Below are 20,263 nucleotides of genomic sequence, written 5' to 3'. Positions count from 1 at the left end.
GTTCATAGTCTGTTGCTGTCCCTGCGCAATGATGTCTGGTTGAGCGCAATTGAGGTTTCAAAGATCGGTATTTCAATCCTCATCCTGTTTTATCGGCGCAAATGACGGATTACATTCATTTTTTGCTTTTTTGTATCGTTTTCAAAATTTCAAATCTGAAAAGCTGCAATTTTGCACCCATGAAACTTGCTGCACCTCTTTTTCTCCTGCTCTGCTTCCTTACCCTGAATGTGGGAGCGCAACTGAAGCCCCTGGACCTGCCCCGTTATAGCGACAGCCTCGGCCGCCTGCTGCAGGGAACCGCTTCAGACAGCGTCAAATCCAGGGCCAGCTTTCTGCTGGCCGAGACCTGGGCAGGCATAGATACCGCTAAGCATGGGACCTACCTGAGACAAGGCATACAGCTGGCAGGCAAGAACGGTTACCTGCTTACTGCTGCAAAATATTATGCTGGTATCGGCCAGATGATGACCGGCAGGCTGGATGAAGCCGAGGCTTCCTTTCAGCAGGCAGCGAACGGCATGCAGAAGTTCGGGGCCAAAGAAGCCCGGTCGTTCAGGGCCCGGGCACTGTATAGCTATGGCGTGGTGCAGCAACTCAAGGACAACCAGAAGGAGTTTACCGAACTGCTGACCAACCAGGTGATACCCCTGGCCCAGCAATCGGGCGACAGCGTCTTTCTTGGCAAATGCTATTTTGCCCTGGGTATGGTATTTAAAAACACCCAGCAATATGCGAAGGCAGAGCAATACGGGCTACGGGCAGTCGAGCTCTTCGAGCGGCACAAGGCTGCTCCGGAGCAGTTGCTGGCCGGCTATCATGCCTTAGCAGAAGCTTATCTGCTTCAACAGAAAAGCAGCGCTGCCAGGACAGTGCTCGACAAGGCGCTATCGATCCTACGACCTTATCCCCATTCTGAGTACTTCCTTGATTATTATGCCGCCGATGCCATGTATTACACCTCCCTGAACCAGTACGCGCAGTCGTTAAGCAGTATTGACAAAGGTATTCTGCTGGCTCAGCAATTACATGAAGTACGTAAAGAACTGCGGCTTCAGGGACAGAAATTAAATGTCTACTTCAACCAGAAGAATTTTCCCAAAGCCCGGGAAGTGATGAACTATATGCTGAGCCAGCCGGCCTGGGCTGCATATGCCACCAACCGGATGATCACTTTTATGGCGATGGCAGAAGCCTATGCCGGCGAAGGGAATATGAAAATGGCTTTCGAATGGCAAAAACGTTATAGCAGCACCAGTGATAGCTTTTATCAGGGTCGCCTGCAGAATGACATCGCGGCAATGGAGGTGAAATACCAAAGCAGGGAGAAGCAGCAAAAGATTGCCGTGCTGGAGGCGCAGCAGCAGCAGAATATCCTCAAAGCTAAAAGTGCACGCCTGCTTAATGTGCTGCTGAGCGCCGGTACCATCTTTCTCCTGATCACTACAGTGCTCCTGATCATCTACTACAGGAACAAGCGTAAGCTCTCCCGCCAGCAGGAGATCAATTACCAGCAACAGCTCAGGGAGCTGCAACAGGAACAGCAGCTACGGTTCGCACAGGCGATGCTGGAGGGGGAAGAGCGCGAACGGCTGCGGGTAGCACGCGATCTGCACGACGGCCTCGGCGGTATGCTGGCCGGGATCAAGATCAACCTTTCGCAGCAGGGACCTTCAAAAGACGGGAATCTGGACGGTGTGATCCAGCGCCTGGACCAATCGCTGTCGGAACTGCGCCGTATTGCCCGGAACATGATGCCGGAAAGCCTGCTGAAGCTGGGCCTCTCTATGGCGCTTAAAGATCTTTGCGAATCTCTGATCACTCCCGAAACAGCTATCGACTTCCAGGTCTATGGTGTCGATCCCGGTATGGACCCCGCGATACAAGCCAACATCTACCGTATCGTCCAGGAAGTATTATCCAATGCCGTACGCCACGCCGGAGCCGGGCATATTATGGTACAATGCAGCCAGGACGGGCATATTTTCCTCATTACCGTGGAAGACGATGGCAAAGGCTTTGATCCGACGCAGCTCGACAAGGCTGAAGGCATTGGCATGATCAATATCCGCAACCGTGTCGACTACCTCAATGGCAAGCTGGACATCAGCTCTTCACCCGGTCAGGGCACGGTGGTCAATATTGAGCTGTTCCTGCCCCAGGCTTAGTGCTCGATCGTAATACCCAATGGCGCCAGTAAAGCCAGCACCCCCGGTATGGAGAAGCGGGCTTTCTTCAGCTTGTTGAGCGATGGGTCGATCGTATAGTTATAGGCGCTGCGCAGATCGGCCTTTTCCAGGTTCGTCTGGTCGAAACGCGCGCCCGACAGGTCACATTGCTCCAGCGCCGCCTGGCTCAGATCGGCTTCTGTAAAATCAACCGCCCGCAGCGGGCAGTCCCTGAATATCGTGTCCTTCAGCTTTACCTGGAAGAAAGAGCTATGGTCCAGGATACAGCGTTCAAATTGAAAGGCCAGGTTAAACGGGTTACATTGCTCAAAATGCAGTCCCATCAACTTGCAATCCCGAAAGACCACATTGCGGAAAGCCGCTTTTGAAAGATTCGCCATACTCAGGTCACAACGCTCAAACACACAATCGTTGAATTCATTGTGCGACAGGTCCGCTTTATTGAAGCTGCCATTGAGAAAGATACATTGCTCATACTCCGCTTTATCTCCATTAAAGAGACCGGCAGCTTTGTCAAACGTCTTTTCTTTTATCCATTCTTTGTCCATATATCCTTATTGTTTAGGAGGCATTTGCTTTACGGTTTCAATATAGCGCGTAACCTGCTCATCCAGCTTTGCAGGGTAGTGGTAGCCCAGCCCTCCCGCAATGGCCATACCCAGCTCGCGTCCCAGGGCGGCATAAGCTTCCAGCGCCCGCCAGTTGTCTTGCATATCCGCGCCGGCGAAGGTTGCTTCTACCCTTTGCCATAGCTCCGGGCTCAGGTATTGCTTAAACAGGCGGCCATACTTATTGGTCGTCACCTTCCAGCCGTGCTGCATACCGATGTACCATTCGATAATATGCTGCAGGTGCTCAAAGCGCATGACTTGCTCCGACATGAACCTTGCATAGAACAGCTCCTCCCGCCACAGGCATTTCACCACATAGGTCAGGTCCCACCAGTAATTATTCAATACCCATTGGAAATGCTCTTCCGAAGGCTTTCTGATGAGCACGGATGTGTAGGTCGGCGGCTTCAGGTGCCGGGTGAGTCCGTCTTTATCGAGCAATACCTTATAGCCTACATCCCAATCCTCGGGCAAGGCTTCGGCGAGCGTATCTTCAACAAATTTATCGACCGCATACAGCTTGAAATCGATCTTGGAATAATCGGCATAGAAGACCATACGCATGGCATGCCGGCCGTCGAAGGCCTCTTCATTCTCTACAATATAGCTGACCACTTCGCCGAAATGGCTTAGCCAACTGTCGTCCGCCAGGAAAGCCGGAAGATCTGCAATCACCCATTCTATATCCAGGTCGCTGAAATCATCTACCGGCGCGTCAGGGTTCACCATAGAGCTTGTAAGCAGCATGGCCCTGATCTGTTCATTGTCTTTCGCCCATTGCAAAGCCTTTTCAAGCTGGGCAGAACGGGCAGCAGGCATCTTGTTTGTCATATCACAGGCTATTGGCAGATAAAGATAGGAAGAGAAAAACCGTTTTGAAAAAGGGTGCCATTTCAACAGGTATCCTGCTTTCGTCGGAAAGCACCTGCTTTCTGTCGGAAACACCCCCCGCCGCCGGCAGTAATCCGCGGTAATTTTGAATGACCAAACGGCAGGTGGGGAAAGGGGCCCCGGCACTGCATTTAAGGGCACCTTATTACTGATGAGAAAGGTTATTGTATCGATGAATATCACCCTGGATGGTTATTATTCCGGGCTGAATTGTGAGCTGGACTGGCACTTCGAGCGCTGGAGCCGGGGTATGGGCGCCCGCTTACAGCAGGAGCTGATGCAGCACGACAGCGTGCTGCTCGGCCGGAAAACCTACCAGGCCATGGCCCGCTACTGGACCGCCAAGCAATCCGATCCTTTTTGCTCACGGGAAGACTTTGCCTTTGCTGCCATGCTTAACGGCTTCCCTAAGGCCGTTTTCTCCAATACACTGACCGAGCCCGAATGGCGCAATTCGACCATCCTGCCGGGCCGCCTGAAGACGGTCATGAACCGGCTACGGAAGCCGGTATCAGGCCTGCATAAAGGGATCCTTGTCCTCGGCAGCGGACAGCTGGTTACCGAGCTGATACGGCTGGGGCTTGTTGATGAGTACCAGCTGTGGATGCACCCTATATTGCTGGGCAAGGGCAAGCCCTTATTTACAGCGCCTCACACCAAACGTCCTCTCGAGCTGGTGCAGAGCGAGGTCTTCAGCTCAGGTGTGGTACTGCTACGTTACCAGGCCCAGCCCCTGGAAAAATAGCATCAGGCTTCTTTCTTCAGGATACCGCGGGCCACGCTGTCTTCGATCAGGCCGCTGGCATAGGCCCATAGCGTTGCGGAGCCCTTACGGATCTTTTCTTTTTTCTCATACACCTTGCTGTAATCTACGTCAAATTCCTTCCAGGTGCCGCCCTCGTTGGAAACATTCTGCAGCAAGGGCTCCAGGCGATCCATCGAGCGGGCGAAGCGGGCTTCCGCCGTTTCACCCGCTTCAAATTCCTCCCAGACAGCGATCAGTTCCTGCGCTTGTGCCTCGGGCAGCATACCGAAGATACGGCCGGCAGCCAGCCGCTCTTCATTCGTATTGTCGTGGCTCTTTTGCGTATCGTAGATAAAAGTGTCGCCGGCATCGATCTCCACGATATCGTGGATCAATACCATTTTCAGCACCTTCAGCACATCGATGGGCTCGTCGGCATGTTGTGCCAGCACCAGGGTCATCATGGCGAGGTGCCAGCTGTGCTCCGCATCATTTTCATGGCGGCCGCTGTGGAACAGGCGCGTACGGCGCTGTATGTATTTCACTTTGTCGATCTCCTTGATAAAGGAGATCTGGCGTTCCAGGTCCTGCATGGCTTTATAATTATTGGAAGGATGCAGGGCAAAGGTAAACCCGGATAGCGGCATACACTGTACCCGCGGAGAAGAATATTGTTAATTTCGTACCTTCCTTTTTCCACTATGCCCTCGATCCCTTATATCGCGCTTTTCCGCAGGCACAGCAGCCGCATCCTTCTGGCCGCGCTGTTGTTCTGGCTGCTGCTGGGCTTTTTTGTCTATGCGACCGAGCTGATTGCCACACGCTATTTCGGGATGAAAGCACTGGACCTGATCGAGCAGCGGCAATACCTGCTGCGATGGGTACTGTGGCTGCTGCTGACACCCGCGATCATCCTGCTGGCACTCAAAATAAACATCGGCAACTGCCGCTTGTTCTGGTTTATCCTGCTGCATATTTTCTTCGGCACTGCGCTGCTGGCCCTGGAGTTCCTGATCGAGCTGGCCGTCATCAAACCGATGGCCGAGGCTTTCTACCACCGCAAGGTCCAGCTGGGGGAACTGATGATCCCTTTCCTGCAAAAGTATTTTGCCTATATCATCAACTACTTTCTTATCGTGGGCATGGTGAACATGTACATTTACCTTCACTCCCTGCAGACTACGCAAAAAGAGCTGCTGCAAACCGAGCTGCAGAACAAGGAGCTGAAGTACCGGCTCACGCTGGCTCAGCTGCAGACGCTGAAAATGCAGATCCAGCCGCATTTCCTGTTCAATGCCCACCAATCCATTACGGCGTTGATCCTTAAAAAGGAAAACGACAAGGCAGTACGTATGCTGACAACGCTCAGCGACCTGCTGCGGCGGTCGCTGGAGCACCAGGAGCAGGAGCTGGTACCGCTCGAGGAAGAGCTGCAGATCGCCGACCTTTATTTATCGCTGCAGCAAACACGCTTCGGCGACCGCCTGGCTTATACCAAACACATAGAACCGGAAGCTGCAGCCATAGCCGTTCCTTTTTTTATCTTGCAGCCGGTAGTGGAGAATGCGGTGATCCACGGTGTCGAGCAAACAGATGAAGCCGCGGAAATTCGCATCTGCGCCACATTGGATGAAAAGGTGCTGCGGCTTAGCGTAAGCAATACCGGCAATACCGATGTGCACAGCACTGCAAAGGGCTTCGGCATCGGGCAAAGCAATGTGAGCGAAAGGCTCCGGCAATACTTCGGAGAACAAGCCAGCTACCGGCGCTATAGTGAAGCCAATGGCAGCACCACCGCAGAATTGATTATACCTCTTGTATGAAAGCCAGAATAACCGCCATTATCGTAGACGACGAGCTGCTGCCGGCAGATGTGATTGAGGAATACCTGAAAGATTTCCCCGAGATCGCACTGGCAGGCCGTTTCACCAAAAGCAGGCAAGCGGCAGAAAAGATACTGGCACTGCAGCCGGATCTGGTGTTCCTCGATGTACAGATGCCGGTGATGAATGGCTTTGAGCTGCTGGACGCCATAGCCGGCAAGCACGATCCTTATGTTATTTTTACCACCGCTTATGATCAGTATGCAATACGGGCATTTGAGGTGAATGCCGTGGGCTATCTGCTGAAACCTTTTGACCGGGATAAATTCGGCCAGGCGGTACGCCGGTTCCTGGAACGCCATAGCAGCGGCAGGGAACAGCATCTTTATGACGACCTGCTGCGCATACTACGTGAGCGGCAGACACCAGCCACTTATCTCGACCGCATTGCCATTAAAGAAGCGCAAAGGATATTTTACCTCCCGGTAGCAGATATCCTCTATTTCGAAGCAGCCGGCGACTATATCAAAGTGATCACTGCACAAGGCTACCACCTTATCAACGACAGCCTCGGCGCCCTGGAGCAAAAGCTCGACCCGCAGCAATTTATCCGTATCCACCGCTCGCATATTATCCAGGCAGGCCAGGTGCAGGAGTTCATTCCTTATTTTAACGGGGAGTATAAAGTGGTCATGCGCAATAAGGACACGCTGAAAATGAGCCGGAATTACAAGCAAAATCTCAGCCGCGTCTTCCGCGACCTGTAGCCCCCACCTCCCGGCGACCGGATCCTTCAGCTCAACCCCTGTTTCCTGCAGCTTACAGAAATCACTAGTGCCGGTCGCTTGCTTTTTCCCATTTTTAAGGGAACAAAAACAAGCGCGACATGGCTACCGGCAAAGTTCCTGCAGGGATTAAATACATTATCGGCAATGAGGCAGCAGAACGTTTCAGCTATTACGGACTCAGGGCCATTCTTACCGTCTACCTGGCGACACATTTTTTCAATCCTTCAGGTGATCCGGCCCTGCAGGTGGCAGCTGAAGCACGGGCTAACGAAGCCACCCATTTCTTTATCACGCTCAATTACCTCATGCCCATCGCCGGTGCGCTGCTAGCCGACTGGTTCCTGGGTAAGTATGCGATTATCCTATGGCTATCGCTGGTCTATTGCCTGGGCAACTTTATTATGGCCGGCTTCACCGACCATTATCCGATGTTCATGTCGGGCCTCGTGTTGATTGCCGTGGGATCGGGCGGCATCAAGCCTTGTGTATCGGCCAATGTGGGCGACCAGTTCGACGATAGCAACCGGTATTTGCTGGGCAAGGCCTTCAGCTGGTTTTACCTTAGTATCAACTTCGGCTCTTTTTTCTCCACGCTTTTCATTCCTTACCTCCTCACGCATTATGGCGCCAGGATTGCGTTTGGCGTACCGGGCCTGCTGATGCTGCTGGCGACGCTGGTCTTTTTCCTCGGCAGGAAAAAATATGTGCGGGTAAAGCCGGCTGGTTTTCCGAAAGAGCATTTCCTCGGCGTTAATTTCTATGTGCTGCAGCAGGCGCCGCAGCTGCTGCGCGGCATGAGGCCCAAGGCTATCGCCGCACAACGCTATCGTCCTGAGACTGTCAATGCCGTGCATTCGGTATGGAAGGTGATCGTACTCTTTGCTTTTATCCCCGCTTACTGGATGCTGAGCGACCAGAGTACTTCCGAATGGGTGATCCAGGCCACCAAGCTCGATTTGCATTTGCTTGGCCTCACCTTGCTGCCGCAGCAGGTGCAGGCAGCCAATCCCGTCTTTATTCTGCTGCTGACTCCGCTGCTCACGAGTGTTATTTATCCTTACCTGAAAAGAAAAGGATTCGACTTTAATGAGCATCGAAAAATACTGGCGGGCTTTCTGCTGCTGATCGGATCCTTTGGCATTATCTATATGCTGCAGCTGGGTATCGACGCCGGGCGGCATCCTTCGGTGGCCTGGCAGATCCTTGCTTATTTCCTGCAAACCGCAGCGGAGATACTCGTTTATCTTACCGGCCTGGAATATGCTTATGCGCAGGCGCCGGCTTCGATGAAGAGCACCATCATGTCCTTCTGGCTGCTGACGATCTCCCTGGGCAATTACCTCGTATCGCTCATCAACAGCAATATCAGCAACAACGGTATCCTCAGCCGCCTGTCGGGCGCCAGCTACTATGGCTTCTTCATTATTCTTATGGGTTCAGTATCCCTGTTATATATAATCGCTTATGGCCGCACGCTTTTCCGCCGCAGTAGCCCGACGGAAGCAACGGCCGGTTAAGCCATCAGTACTGCAATACCTTACGTTCCATTGTACGGGTATCGATCAGCAGGTAGCGGTGTTCGAAGGATGGCTGTTCCAGCAGGATATGGATCGCTGCCTGCGCCATGATGGTACCGATGATACCAGGGACCGTACCCAGGACACCGTTCTCCGAGCAGGAAGGCACCTCGCCGGGATCGGGCGGTTCGGGAAAGATATCGCGCAGCTGCCCGCTGCCGCTACGGTTGAAGACAGTGACCTGCCCTTCAAAGCCGAGGATGCTGCCATAGACCAATGGCTTGCCCTGCTGTACACAAGCATCGTTCACCGCATAGCGTGTTGCGAAGTTATCGCAGCCGTCGACGACGATATCGTAAGCTGCTACCAATGCTGAGGCATTAGCAGCATCCACCTTCAGGTCGTGGTGCACAAGCTGCGTATAAGGATTCTGTTCATGAAGGGTTTCAATGGCTGCAAGAGCCTTCTTGCGGCCAACATCAGAAGGCTTATAAAGTACCTGGCGATGGAGATTGGTCGCTTCGACAGTATCATACTCAGCGATGCCGATGGTGCCCACACCCACGGCATTCAGGTATTGCAGCACCGGGCAACCGAGGCCGCCAGCGCCGATCACCAGTACTTTGCCTGCCTTGATCCGTCGCTGGCCTTCAGGCCCCACATCATCGAGGATGATCTGCCTGCTGTATCGTATCACTTCCTGTGTCGTAAACATGTTTCGTCTGCGCGATTATTGTATCCAGGCAGGATGCCAATCCTTCCATACCGGCTCATAGCCTTTGGACCTGATGACCGCAGCTATCGCTTCCGGGCTGCGTTCATCGGATATTTCAAATTGTTCCAGCGATTGGAGCGCTACCGCATAGCCCCCGGGGTTGGTGCGGGAGCCGGCGCTCATGCTCGTGATGCCTAAGGGTATGACATGATCCCGAAAACCCTCCTCTTCACGTGTCGACAAAGAAAGCTCCAGCTCCTCATCCAGCAGGCGGTAGGCGCAGATAAGCTGGACCAGCTCCCGGTCGCTCATATAGCGTTCAAAATCCTTGTGCCCGTCTGAGCCGGCCTGTGCAATCGGACGCAGCCGCGGAAAAGAGAGCGAGTACTTCGTACGCCAGTAGGTCTTTTCCAGGTACTGCAGGTGCAGCGCCGTGAAGAAAGCCTCTGTACGCCAGTCTTCCAGCCCGATCAAAGTGCCGAGGCCGATCTTGTGTATGCCGGCTTTGCCCAGCCGGTCCGGCGTTTCGAGGCGGTAACGGAAATTGGCCTTCTTTCCCCTGGTATGGTATTGTTTATAGTTGTCTTTGCGATACGTCTCCTGGTATACCAGCACCGCATACAGGCCCTCTTCGCGCAGCAAGCGGTAATCGTCCTCGTTCAGGGGTTGCACTTCTATCGATATGTTGGCAAAATGCGGTCGTATGATCCGGATGGCCTCCCGCAGGTAATCCACACCTACCGTTCTCGCGGCTTCGCCCGTCACCAGCAACACATGATCATAGCCCATTTGTTTCAGCACGGCCACTTCCTGCAGTATTTCGGCGCCGTTCAGGGTCCGGCGCGGAATAGCATTGTCCAGGCTGAAGGCGCAGTAGGTACAGATATTCTGACATTCGTTACTCAGGTACAGTGGCACATACATCTGCATCGTTTTGCCGAAACGTTTTTGCGTCAGCTGATGGCTCAGCTGCGCCATCGGTTCCAGGAAAGGCGCTGCCGCCGGGGAGACCAGCGCCTTAAAGTCTTCCAGGCTGCGTCTCTTCTTTTGCAGCGCCATCCTGACCTCCTGTTGGGTCTTGCTTTCGATCTGGTTCGTAACTGTGTCCCAATCGTAGGCTTCGAAAATAGCTGTGAACATAAAGGTCTATTTGATATCATCCAGGAAAGCCGTCAGCGGACTACTGGCCGCAGCATGATCACGTACACCACCCAACCCGGCTTCATAGGCAGTCCGGCCGGCGACAACGGCCAGCTTGAAGGCAGCAGCCATTGCTACCGGATCGCCGCTTACGGCAATCGCGGTATTGACCAGTACGGCATCGGCGCCCAGCTCCATGGCCTGCGCAGCATGCGAAGGCGCACCGATCCCGGCGTCGACGATCACCGGCACCTTGCTTTGCCCGATAATGATCTCGAGAAAATCCAGTGTCTTCAGTCCTTTATTGGTCCCTATCGGTGCGCCCAGCGGCATCACCGCAGCCGTGCCGGCTTCTTCCAGCTGTTTGCACAGCACGGGATCGGCATGGATATAGGGCAGTACCACGAAACCCAACCGGGCCAGGGCTTCCGTGGCCTTTAAGGTTTCCAGGGCATCGGGTAGCAGGTACCTGGGATCGGGATGTATCTCGAGCTTCAGCCAATTGGTCTCCAGCGCCTCGCGGGCCAGCTCTGCGGCAAATACTGCTTCTTTAGCATTGCGTGCGCCCGAGGTGTTGGGCAATAAATGCACTCCGGGCAGCTGCAGCTGTTCCAGCAAAGCATCCGTTTCTGTTTCAGCGTCGATCCGCTTCAGCGCTACCGTTACCAGCTCCGAACCTGAAGCCTTTACCGCTTCGCCCATCAGCTGTGGCGAGCCAAATTTGCCTGTTCCCAGGAATAAGCGGGAGCTGAATGTTCTGTCGGCAATCTTTAAATGATTCATCTGCTATATTTCTTATTAAATATCCAGGCATAGGAAACAAGCGTAGTAGATATCTTCCAGCTCCCAATGACTCTTGGTTCCTGTTACAACCGGAACTGTTCTGACTTTCATTTTTTGAGATACTTCACTGCGTTAAAGCTCCGTTCAGTATGACAATTTGATGTCTTTGTTTGGAGACAGCTCTACCTGTAAACACCCCATTTGTCATACTGAGGTCTGCGCAGCAACCGAAGTATCTTAACTGTTATCCGATCTAGTTTATTCTCAATTGAGCTATGACTATATTAAAGTATTGGCTTACATGAAGGCACAAAACAGGAGAAACGGCCATGGCAAAGGTTCTCAGGGGCCCATCAATGATCCATCATGTATCTATTATTGCATGATCGATTCGACTCTTTCCGGTGTCTGTATCAATAGGCCAGAAGCCGCGATACCATATACACCCACCTTCAACAAGGGAGCAATATCTTCTTTAAGTATACCACCAATAGCGTAGACCGGTACCCTTTGCTCTTCTTCATTAAGCGCCGACAGTAATTGACGATAACCTTCCAGGCCTAACACGGGACTCAGCTTTTCCTTTGTTGTGGTGAAACGATAGGGGCCGAGACCGATGTAGTCGCAGCCCTCTGTGATCCGGCGACGTACATCTTCCAGGGTATTGGCGGTACCGCCGATGATCTTCTCCACCCCCAACGCATCGCGGGCAACTGCTATTGCTGTATCAGACAAGCCTAGGTGTACGCCATCTGCAGCTATTGCCTTGGCTATGGCAACATGATCATTGACAATGAGCAAAGCTCCGTACCGGTCGCAAAGCAGCCTTACTTTTTCCGCCAGGTCCAGCACGGCGTGCTCCTCCTGATTCTTGAAGCGCACTTGCACCCAGATGCAACCTATATCGAGCACCTTCCGGATATGCTCCAGCTGCTGCTGCGCCGTCGCGCCTTGTGAGATGTATTGTAGTTTAGGTAGCATGATAAGCCAGTAATTGTGTATTGCTGCGCAACACTTGTTCTACGTATTGTTTGCCTTTAACGCAGGCCGCTTCCAGGATCAGCCCATGTGCGAGATTAGCAGTAATGGCAGCGGATAAAATGCAGCCCGAGCCATGCTTCGCATAGACCTGCTTCCCGGTGGGCGGAATGTCCCTTCGCGCTCCTGCGATCCACAACCGATCCATACCCGGAGTGCTTTCGGAGTGGCCGCCTTTCAGCAGCACACGGGTATACCGGGACAGAGTAAGCGCCGCCGCTTCGTCATCTGCACATCTGCTCAGCAGCAAGGCTTCCGGCACATTGGGCGTAACCAGGTACACCTGCTCCAGGATAGCCGCCAGGAAAGGCTCCCGTACTTCTGCTACAAAGGCATACCCCGCTGTGGCAGACAATACCGGGTCCCAGATCACTTTTACTCCCGGTGACAAGCGCTTCAGCCCCTGCAATAAAGCCAGCAGGCCTTCGGGCCCGGGACACAAGCCGATCTTGATCCATTCTATAGGATAGCGTTCCAGCAAGGGCTGTACCTGCGCCAGCACCTGTTCCGTGCCCACAGGGCACCAGTGAAGGAAAGCCTCTTCTGTTTGCACTGTCCAGGCCGTAACCGCGGCCATGCCCAGGCAATGATGCTGCTCAAAGGTTTTGACATCGGCCAGCACACCTGCGCCGCCGCAGGGATCATAGCCCGCTATGCTGAGGACTACCGGCCGTTCATAAGACATTGCTGCATTTTTTTAAATTGTTCCAGAGGATCTTTGCTCTGCCATACGGCGCCCAGCACTGCCACGCCATCAAAACCAAAAGCCAGGGCTTCGCTGCAGTTGTACTCATCAATTCCGCCCAGGCCAAATACTTTTGTCTTGCTGCTCACAGGCAGTGAGGCCAGCATAGCCCGGTCCATGGCAGCGTAGCCCGGCTTGGAGATGCTGTCGAAAACGGGCCCCAGGAAGGTATAGGCAAATGCCGGCGATAAGGTTGCTATTGATGTTACCTCATGTACGGAAGTAGACAAAGTATATCCCCTAGCCTGCAAGGTCCCGAAATATTCAGGCTTCGTCCTTTCGCGCAGTTGTTCGAAAAAATGAACTTTGCTGTATTCCGGAAAAGGCAAACGCCTGTCGCCCGCCAGCGAAAAAGGCAATACAATCCGCCCGTGATAGACCGGATTGATGGCGTTCAACAGGCTGTACAGCTCATCCGGCTTATGTTCCGGCTTGCGCAGGTGCAGCAGGGACAGCCCTTCTGCGAACATACGGTTCAGCAGCAGCGCTTCATCAGGCGGATGCCCCGGATCCGAGATCAGGATCAACCGGTCCATAGCTTTAGCTGTAGAGCTCATTACCTTTCAGCCTGAATTCTTCTGCCTTATCAAACATACCGCTGGCAGCCGTTTCCCGTATCTCCTGCGTGATCTTCATCGAGCAGAATTTAGGACCGCACATCGAGCAGAAGTGCGCCACCTTCGCGCCATCGGCCGGCAGTGTTTCATCATGGTATTCCCGTGCCGTATCGGGGTCCAGCGACAGGTTGAACTGGTCCTCCCAACGGAACTCGAAACGCGCCTTGCTCAAGGCATTGTCCCTGTATTGCGCGCCGGGATGGCCTTTCGCCAGGTCTGCTGCATGGGCAGCCAGCTTATAGGTGATCACACCGTCCTTGACATCCTTCTTATTGGGCAGGCCCAGGTGCTCTTTGGGTGTTACATAGCAGAGCATAGCCGTACCATACCAGCCGATCATAGCGGCGCCGATCGCCGAAGTGATGTGATCGTAACCGGGCGCAATATCGGTAGTCAATGGGCCCAGGGTGTAAAAGGGTGCCTCGCCGCAGACCTGCAGCTGCTTCTCCATATTCTCCTTGATCAGGTGCATGGGTACGTGGCCGGGACCTTCGATCATGGTCTGCACATCGTGCTTCCAGGCGATCTTCGTCAGCTCGCCCAACGTTTCCAGCTCGGCAAACTGCGCTGCATCGTTGGCATCGGCTATGGAGCCGGGCCTTAAACCGTCGCCCAGGGAGAAGGCCACGTCATAAGCTTTCATGATCTCGCATATCTCTTCAAAATGCGTGTACAGGAAATTTTCCTTGTGGTGCGCAAGGCACCATTTAGCCATAATGCTGCCGCCGCGGGACACAATGCCCGTCATGCGTTTGGCGGTAAGCGGGATATAACGGAGCAGTACCCCGGCATGGATCGTAAAGTAGGATACCCCTTGCTCGGCCTGCTCGATCAAGGTATCGCGGAAGAGCTCCCAGGTGAGCTCTTCAGCTTTACCGTTCACTTTCTCCAGCGCCTGATAAATAGGCACCGTACCGATCGGCACCGGCGAATTGCGGATGATCCACTCCCGGGTCTCGTGAATATGCTTCCCGGTAGACAGGTCCATAATAGTATCGGCGCCCCAGCGGCAGGCCCATACTGCTTTTTCCACTTCTTCCTCTATGCTGGAGGTCACGGCGCTGTTGCCGATATTGGCATTGATCTTCACCAGGAAATTGCGCCCGATGATCATCGGCTCGGCTTCGGGATGGTTGATATTGCTGGGTATGATCGCCCTTCCCGCGGCGATCTCCGAACGCACAAATTCAGGAGTAATGTGGCTTTGCGGCGTATTGGCTCCGAAGCTGTTGCCTTTTTGCTGCGCTGCCAGGCCTTCATAGCTACCGTTCAGCTGCTCGTGACGTTGGTTCTCGCGGATAGCGACATATTCCATTTCAGGAGTAATGATACCCTGCCGGGCATAGTGCATCTGGCTGACATTATGACCCGGCTTGGCTTTCATCGGATTTTGTATCAGTTGAAAACGCAGCTCGTCCAAGCGTTTATCGGCATGCCTTTCCCTGCCATAAGCAGAGCTGACCTCCGGCAGAACGGCAACATCGCCGCGCTGCAGAATCCAGCGTTCCCGCAGCCGGGGCAGTCCGCTGCGGATATCGATCGTCGCATCGTTGTCCGTATAAGCGCCGCCGGTATCGTAGACTGTTACCGGTGCATTGATTTCTGTCTGGCCCCCGGCCAGCTTTGTAGGCGATAGCGTGATCTCCCGCATCGCCACGTGTATGTCGTGCAGCACCCCGGGAACATATATCTTCGCCGAGCCGCTGATGGCTCCGGTGGTAATGGCATGGCCCTGGGCCACGGTTTCTTTTTGCATGGTTATCCTCCTTGTGTTGCTTTTATGATCAGGATATGATCGCCGGGCTGCAACAGGAAGCCATCCCGTTCCTGCCGGGCAATCACTTTGTTGTTGACGGCCACAGCAGTCCCCTTTTGCTTTACGCCAAGATGACTGAAGACAATATGCGCCAGGGTCGCTTCTTCAGCAACTTCATGCGGCTCGTCGTTGATAAATATTTTCATTCCCAAACAGGTTGACTTCAGGAATGACAATTACTGTGCGTAGAAAATATACCATAAAGGCATACCGGCACATGGAACGGTCTTACTTTTCCCTTCGGCAGTACTAGCTGCATCAGGTTCGTAGGGTATTATCTCAGCACAATGGCACCCCTAAAGTGAAGCGAAGGTAGTTATTAAATCGGGACGGCCAAATTACGCCCCGTCCTTTAACAAGCGCATACCTTATCTTTAGCCTGTTCTTATGAAAAAGCGTATTCCCTATCTTATCCTTGTTGCTGCGGTTATTGCACTGGGTTTGTTGTCCAGGCGTATCGCCTTTATCCCCGCAGCTACAGGCGATGCGCTCTATGCGTTCATGATGTTTTTCCTCGTCCGTTCCTGCTTCCTGCATCAACGTAGCCGGTCGGTAGCCCTTATAAGTCTTGCCCTTTGTTTCGCTATCGAGTTCAGCCAGGCGATACACACGCCCCCGCTCGATGCCTTGCGCGCTACCCTGCCCGGCCGGCTGGTATTGGGACAGGGTTTCCTGTGGACCGACCTGCTGGCCTACGTTGCAGGCGTATCTGCCGGATGGGCTATAGATAAATTGTTGCTTAAAAAAGATTAAATCTATAGCACCGCAATTTGCCGTTTCCATTTTTGCTTTATTTTTGCCCGCGATATTGAGTGTGTTGACCCTCTAATGCACAATAGCCAATGACTTACTGTCTCTACATATCATCCCTTATCATTGCTGCCTGACCAGGCGGGCATGGCTTTTTCTTTACGGAAGAAAGAAAAAGACGCTGCGACCGGCAGCGGATACGCTATGCCTGCCCCTGAGCCAACGGTCATTTCCTGTTGTGCCCCATTGATCATGCCCCTTTGCTGATCTTTTCGTATGCCTGGCATACCTGCAGTCCTGATGCCCCGAGGGATATATCCTTTGCGCAAGGACGAACGGATATCCACCTTTTTAATCAACGGATCAAACCCCTGTTATGGACACACATGACAGCTCGTTTGAACCAGGTTGCTATAGGCTACGCACCGCAAGGCAAAGAAAACGGTCGCAGAAAAAAGATCACGACAAACAGCTGATCCGCATGCATCACCGGCAGAGCGAGCTCTGTATGGCCAGGCGACAGCTGCCGCTGACACCGCTGCAAACGCCCTACCAGCGCGGCTGGAGAAGGACCTTCGTCCTCAGGGAAGATGTGGCCCGCAGCGCTGCCGCAGCCTTTTACAACAACCTGCTGAGCAAGATCAATACAATAGATTATGCCGCCGACCGCTCTTTCAGGAGAAGGGTCGGGCGGAAAAAGAACAGGAAAAAACTTTATGAAGTAAAGCCTCAGTACCTGCGCGCCTTCTACTGCTATGAGTGGAGCCGTGCCCCGCTGAGTCCTGAAGAAAGAGTTCTTTTCTACCCGAAGGAAGAAACCCGGAAGGATGGCACAACTTATATCCAATATGTTTTTGCCGAACCCTGGCGCTTCGTACTACAGGTAAAGCCCAATATGATCACCCATGTAAGGACCGTCGATGAAGTGCTGGAACAAGAGCTGCAACAGATCGACAACCGGATTACCCGGGAGCATCTCGGGCCCCGGCTGAACAGGCTGGTATGGGGTTCCAGGTGGCGGAGCAGATGGGACAGACGACCGGAGCGGGAAAAGAGCCCCTTATATAACAAACCGCTGCAGCGCATTATTGCAGAAGCAGCAAGCGATGAAGACCATGAGCAATTTTATTAAAACAAAAGAGCTGAGCCGGCTGGGCTATACCAATGATATCGCCCGCAGCCTCGCCGCTACAATTATACCCAGGCATTTTAAGCACGAAAGCAAAGCCGCCTGGATCTCTTTACTTACTAACATCAAAAACCAACCGGAAGCTTATGTAAACGACGACGTACTCGGAAAGCTCGCTGCCACTTTCATTACCGAAGAGCAGCCTTGCCACTATCAGACTTTTCCCCTGCTGGAGCAAAGCGGGCGGCTGAAGGTCTACGGCGGCAAAGAAGTAGAGCATAGCGCCAAAAAACAGATGGAGCTGGCGATGTCGCTGCCGGTAACCGTGCAGGGCGCCCTGATGCCGGATGCCCATACGGGCTATGGCCTGCCTATAGGCGGCGTGCTGGCCGCCCGGAAAGCCGTGATCCCCTACGCCGTAGGTGTGGATATCGGTTGCCGCATGTCCCTCTCCATCCTGAGCGAAGGACCGGCGTTCTTCAAAAGCCATGCCTACCAGATGAAGTGCGCGCTGAAAGAGCAGACGCATTTCGGCATAGAAGGCGGCCTGGCGCAGGCGCAGGAACATCAGGTGCTGGACGACGACGCCTTTGCTGCCACGCCGCTCCTGAAGCGGCTGCAGATCAAGGCGGCCCGGCAATTGGGCAGCTCGGGTAGCGGCAATCACTTCGTGGAATTCGGGCTCATCGAGCTGCAGGAAGATAATGTGCTGGGTCTCCCGGCGCAAAGCTACGTGGCCCTGCTCTCGCACTCCGGCAGCCGCGGACTAGGCGCCAACATTGCGCAGCATTACACCCGCATCGCGATGGACACCTGCAAGCTACCCCGTGAAGCGCAGCAGCTGGCCTGGCTCGATATGGACAGCGAAGCAGGGCAGGAATACTGGCTCAGCATGAACCTGGCCGGCGACTATGCCAAAGCCTGTCACGACCGCATCCACGCCAATGTGCTCAAAGCCCTGGGCCTCGAGGTGCTGGCCAGGGTGGAAAACCATCACAACTTCGCCTGGAAAGACACCCTGGCCGATGGCAGCGAGGTGATCCTGCACCGAAAAGGCGCTACGCCCGCCCATGAAGGGGAGCTGGGCATCATCCCCGGCAGCATGGCTACCTCCGCTTATCTCGTGGCCGGCAAAGGACAGGCTGACGCGCTGTATTCCGCCTCCCACGGGGCCGGCAGGGCTATGAGCCGGAAGCGGGCCAGGGAAAACATGACGGCTTCCGCACTGAAAAAGATGCTGGCCCAGGCAGGCGTAACCCTTATAGGCGGCAGCGTGGAAGAAAACCCGCAAGCCTACAAGGATATTGAACACGTGATGGCCGCCCAGCAGGAGCTGGTGAGCATACAAGGAAAATTTACACCCCGTATCGTAAGAATGAACAAAGAATAATTGAACCGCTAAAAACAACTTCATGGAAAAGATCATTATACAAATCAGCTCCGGCCGCGGCCCCGCCGAATGTTGCCGCGTCGTAGCCAAAGTGCAGGAGCTTATGCTGCAGCATGCCCGGAACACCGGCATCTGCATCGAAGTGCTGGACAATAAAAAGGGTGGCCTCCGCGGCACACTGCTCTCAGCCACCTTAATGGCCGAAGGCCCTTCGCTGCAGGACTTTGTAGCCGAATGGAAAGGTTCGCTGCAGTGGATCGCCCAGAGCCCCTACCGTAAAATGTACCGCCGGCGCAACTGGTTTGTCGGCATCGCTATTTTTCCCGTACACATGCCCGGGAGCTGGCAAAACAAGGACATCTACTTCGAGACCCTCAGGGCTTCCGGCCCCGGCGGACAGAACGTAAATAAGGTAGAGACCGCTGTGCGCGGTGTACACCGGCCTTCGGGGCTGCAGGCGACTGCCAGCGATACCCGCTCCCAGCTTCAAAACCGGAAGCTATGCGAAGAAAGGCTCAAACGGAAAGTAGAAGCCTGGCAGACCGACCGGCTGATGCAGCAGCAGATGGAGCAGTGGCAGGAGCACAACAACCTGGAAAGAGGAAACGCCGCCAAAACGATCGTGGCCTCCCTCAATTGATCACCGCGTTTGTTCTATGACAGGCGCACAAAGCCATTCCTATAGCACACCGTGATCTATCAATATGAATGAACCGGCCTTAAAGCCCGCACCAAACAGGGTGCGGGCTTTTTTAACATTTTATAGCAGTTTCCGGGGAGGAGGGAAAAGCAGGACCTTGTTTATCTTCGCAGCAAATTCCGGCGAGCGGAAATCCATTTTCCGGCGCTTTGCCCCCCTATACCATGTGGAATAAACATAAAACCCTGCTGCTCCTGCTGTGCCTGCCTTTCTTATTTTCTTCCTGCTTCGAGATCATAGAAGAGATCAGCATGAATGCCGACGGCAGCGGCGCCATGACCCTTACGCTTAATCTCAGCCAGAGCAGGAACAAGGTCGCCTCCGTTCTGATGATGGACAGCGTCAACGGCTATAAAGTACCCAGCCGCACTAAGATAAAGCAGGAAATGGATGAGGCCGTAGCCAGGCTGCGAAAGATGCCGGGCATCAGCAACGTAAAGAGCAGCCTGGACTTCAACAATTATATCGGCAGCATCAGCTTCTCCTTCCGGGAGGTCGGCAACATCAACAACATCACGCGGGAAATACTGGAGGCACAGAAGATCAAAACAAACTCGATCTCCACCTATAGCTACAATAAAGCGGCCGCTACATTCAACCGCGACTACAAATATTATACCGGCGCTAAAACGGAATACAACAAGCTGAAAAAGGAAGACAGGGACATTTTTAAAACCGCGACCTATACCGGCATCTATCGTTTCCCGGTACCCGTAGCCAGGCAAAGCAATACCAAAGCCCGTATCTCCAAAAGCGGTAAAGCCGTGATGCAGCAGTGCAGCGTGATGGACCTCATCAACGGCGGCGCCAGTGTGGCAACACAAATACAGCTCACAAAATAAATAAACCCTGAAGCCTGCCGGCGGATAATCTCCG

21 protein-coding genes and 1 riboswitch are annotated in these 20,263 nt (G+C 53.7%); of the genes, 10 read left to right on the top strand and 11 right to left on the bottom strand.

The features are described 5' to 3' along the window. The first annotated feature begins 179 nt into the window (after window positions 1-179). Complete coding sequence (locus DZC79_RS01100) at window positions 180-2,168, top strand: tetratricopeptide repeat-containing sensor histidine kinase (RefSeq protein WP_198666719.1); 1,989 nt, start codon at window positions 180-182, stop codon at window positions 2,166-2,168. On the opposite strand, the gene DZC79_RS01095 is transcribed toward DZC79_RS01100, so the two are convergent. Together DZC79_RS01095 and DZC79_RS01090 are read right to left on the bottom strand one after the other, a co-directional pair. Continuing rightward, on the bottom strand, window positions 2,165-2,737 hold the full coding sequence (locus tag DZC79_RS01095; protein WP_118949697.1) for a pentapeptide repeat-containing protein: 573 nt from the start codon (window positions 2,735-2,737) through the stop codon (window positions 2,165-2,167). The genes DZC79_RS01100 and DZC79_RS01095 overlap by 4 nt on opposite strands. Before the next feature lie 6 nt (window positions 2,738-2,743). Continuing rightward, window positions 2,744-3,631, bottom strand: a complete 888-nt coding sequence (locus DZC79_RS01090) for an aminoglycoside 6-adenylyltransferase (RefSeq protein WP_198666718.1) — start codon at window positions 3,629-3,631, stop codon at window positions 2,744-2,746. Window positions 3,632-3,842: 211 nt separating this feature from the next. Here DZC79_RS01090 and DZC79_RS01085 point away from each other — a divergent pair, with 211 nt between their 5' ends. Continuing rightward, window positions 3,843-4,436 (top strand): dihydrofolate reductase family protein, encoded by a 594-nt coding sequence (locus DZC79_RS01085; RefSeq protein ID WP_118949696.1) that lies wholly within the window; start codon window positions 3,843-3,845, stop codon window positions 4,434-4,436. A 2-nt stretch (window positions 4,437-4,438) separates the two neighbouring features. On the opposite strand, the gene DZC79_RS01080 is transcribed toward DZC79_RS01085, so the two are convergent. Further along, entirely contained in the window at window positions 4,439-5,083 is a 645-nt protein-coding gene (locus tag DZC79_RS01080) for an HD domain-containing protein (RefSeq protein ID WP_232831727.1), read from the bottom strand. A 54-nt stretch (window positions 5,084-5,137) separates the two neighbouring features. On the opposite strand from DZC79_RS01080, the gene DZC79_RS01075 reads away from it, so the two are divergent. From DZC79_RS01075 to DZC79_RS01065, 3 genes are all read left to right on the top strand, one after another. Continuing rightward, window positions 5,138-6,259: a sensor histidine kinase gene (locus DZC79_RS01075; RefSeq protein ID WP_118949695.1), complete on the top strand. Its 1,122-nt coding sequence runs from the start codon at window positions 5,138-5,140 to the stop codon at window positions 6,257-6,259. Continuing rightward, window positions 6,256-7,026 (top strand): LytR/AlgR family response regulator transcription factor, encoded by a 771-nt coding sequence (locus tag DZC79_RS01070; protein WP_118949694.1) that lies wholly within the window; start codon window positions 6,256-6,258, stop codon window positions 7,024-7,026. Before DZC79_RS01075 ends, DZC79_RS01070 begins: the two co-directional genes overlap by 4 nt. Window positions 7,027-7,145: 119 nt before the next feature. Continuing rightward, complete coding sequence (locus DZC79_RS01065) at window positions 7,146-8,564, top strand: POT-type proton-dependent oligopeptide transporter (protein WP_118949693.1); 1,419 nt, start codon at window positions 7,146-7,148, stop codon at window positions 8,562-8,564. Between the two features lie 4 nt (window positions 8,565-8,568). Here DZC79_RS01065 and DZC79_RS01060 read toward each other — a convergent pair whose 3' ends face one another. From DZC79_RS01060 to thiS, 8 genes are all read right to left on the bottom strand, one after another. Beyond that, entirely contained in the window at window positions 8,569-9,279 is a 711-nt protein-coding gene (locus DZC79_RS01060; protein WP_118949692.1) for a HesA/MoeB/ThiF family protein, read from the bottom strand. Between the two features lie 15 nt (window positions 9,280-9,294). After that, complete coding sequence (gene thiH / locus DZC79_RS01055) at window positions 9,295-10,419, bottom strand: 2-iminoacetate synthase ThiH (protein ID WP_118949691.1); 1,125 nt, start codon at window positions 10,417-10,419, stop codon at window positions 9,295-9,297. Between the two features lie 6 nt (window positions 10,420-10,425). Further along, on the bottom strand, window positions 10,426-11,202 hold the full coding sequence (locus DZC79_RS01050) for a thiazole synthase (protein WP_118949690.1): 777 nt from the start codon (window positions 11,200-11,202) through the stop codon (window positions 10,426-10,428). A gap of 375 nt (window positions 11,203-11,577) precedes the next feature. Then, the gene (locus tag DZC79_RS01045; RefSeq protein WP_118949689.1) at window positions 11,578-12,183 is read right to left on the bottom strand and encodes a thiamine phosphate synthase; all 606 of its coding nucleotides are present in this window, start codon (window positions 12,181-12,183) and stop codon (window positions 11,578-11,580) included. Beyond that, window positions 12,173-12,925, bottom strand: a complete 753-nt coding sequence (locus tag DZC79_RS01040; protein WP_118949688.1) for a hydroxymethylpyrimidine/phosphomethylpyrimidine kinase — start codon at window positions 12,923-12,925, stop codon at window positions 12,173-12,175. The genes DZC79_RS01045 and DZC79_RS01040 overlap by 11 nt, the downstream gene beginning before the upstream one ends. Continuing rightward, window positions 12,904-13,542, bottom strand: a complete 639-nt coding sequence (locus DZC79_RS01035) for a thiamine phosphate synthase (protein WP_118949999.1) — start codon at window positions 13,540-13,542, stop codon at window positions 12,904-12,906. The genes DZC79_RS01040 and DZC79_RS01035 overlap by 22 nt, the downstream gene beginning before the upstream one ends. Next, window positions 13,526-15,358 carry a phosphomethylpyrimidine synthase ThiC gene (gene thiC, locus DZC79_RS01030; protein WP_118949687.1) on the bottom strand — a complete coding sequence of 611 codons (1,833 nt, stop codon included), beginning with the start codon at window positions 15,356-15,358 and terminating at the stop codon, window positions 13,526-13,528. Before thiC ends, DZC79_RS01035 begins: the two co-directional genes overlap by 17 nt. 2 nt (window positions 15,359-15,360) lie before the next feature. After that, window positions 15,361-15,564, bottom strand: coding sequence for a sulfur carrier protein ThiS (thiS, locus tag DZC79_RS01025; protein ID WP_118949686.1), 204 nt, complete (start codon window positions 15,562-15,564; stop codon window positions 15,361-15,363). 72 nt (window positions 15,565-15,636) lie between these two features. Next, window positions 15,637-15,726: riboswitch (TPP riboswitch) on the bottom strand. 79 nt (window positions 15,727-15,805) lie between these two features. On the opposite strand from thiS, the gene DZC79_RS01020 reads away from it, so the two are divergent. The 5 genes from DZC79_RS01020 (at window position 15,806) to DZC79_RS00995 (ending at window position 20,229) form a co-directional block, all read left to right on the top strand. Continuing rightward, window positions 15,806-16,171: a ribosomal maturation YjgA family protein gene (locus tag DZC79_RS01020; protein WP_118949685.1), complete on the top strand. Its 366-nt coding sequence runs from the start codon at window positions 15,806-15,808 to the stop codon at window positions 16,169-16,171. 373 nt (window positions 16,172-16,544) lie between these two features. Continuing rightward, window positions 16,545-17,300, top strand: a complete 756-nt coding sequence (locus tag DZC79_RS01010; RefSeq protein WP_118949683.1) for a hypothetical protein — start codon at window positions 16,545-16,547, stop codon at window positions 17,298-17,300. Continuing rightward, the gene (locus tag DZC79_RS01005) at window positions 17,257-18,687 is read left to right on the top strand and encodes an RtcB family protein (RefSeq protein ID WP_232831726.1); all 1,431 of its coding nucleotides are present in this window, start codon (window positions 17,257-17,259) and stop codon (window positions 18,685-18,687) included. Before DZC79_RS01010 ends, DZC79_RS01005 begins: the two co-directional genes overlap by 44 nt. A gap of 22 nt (window positions 18,688-18,709) precedes the next feature. Beyond that, window positions 18,710-19,327: a peptide chain release factor H gene (gene prfH / locus DZC79_RS01000; protein ID WP_118949681.1), complete on the top strand. Its 618-nt coding sequence runs from the start codon at window positions 18,710-18,712 to the stop codon at window positions 19,325-19,327. A 224-nt stretch (window positions 19,328-19,551) separates the two neighbouring features. After that, complete coding sequence (locus DZC79_RS00995; protein WP_118949680.1) at window positions 19,552-20,229, top strand: hypothetical protein; 678 nt, start codon at window positions 19,552-19,554, stop codon at window positions 20,227-20,229. The last annotated feature ends 34 nt before the right edge of the window (window positions 20,230-20,263 follow it).

Source organism: Taibaiella helva, from assembly GCF_003545695.1.
GTDB lineage: Bacteria > Bacteroidota > Bacteroidia > Chitinophagales > Chitinophagaceae > Taibaiella > Taibaiella helva.
This window is presented reverse-complemented; position numbering and strand designations above follow the sequence as displayed.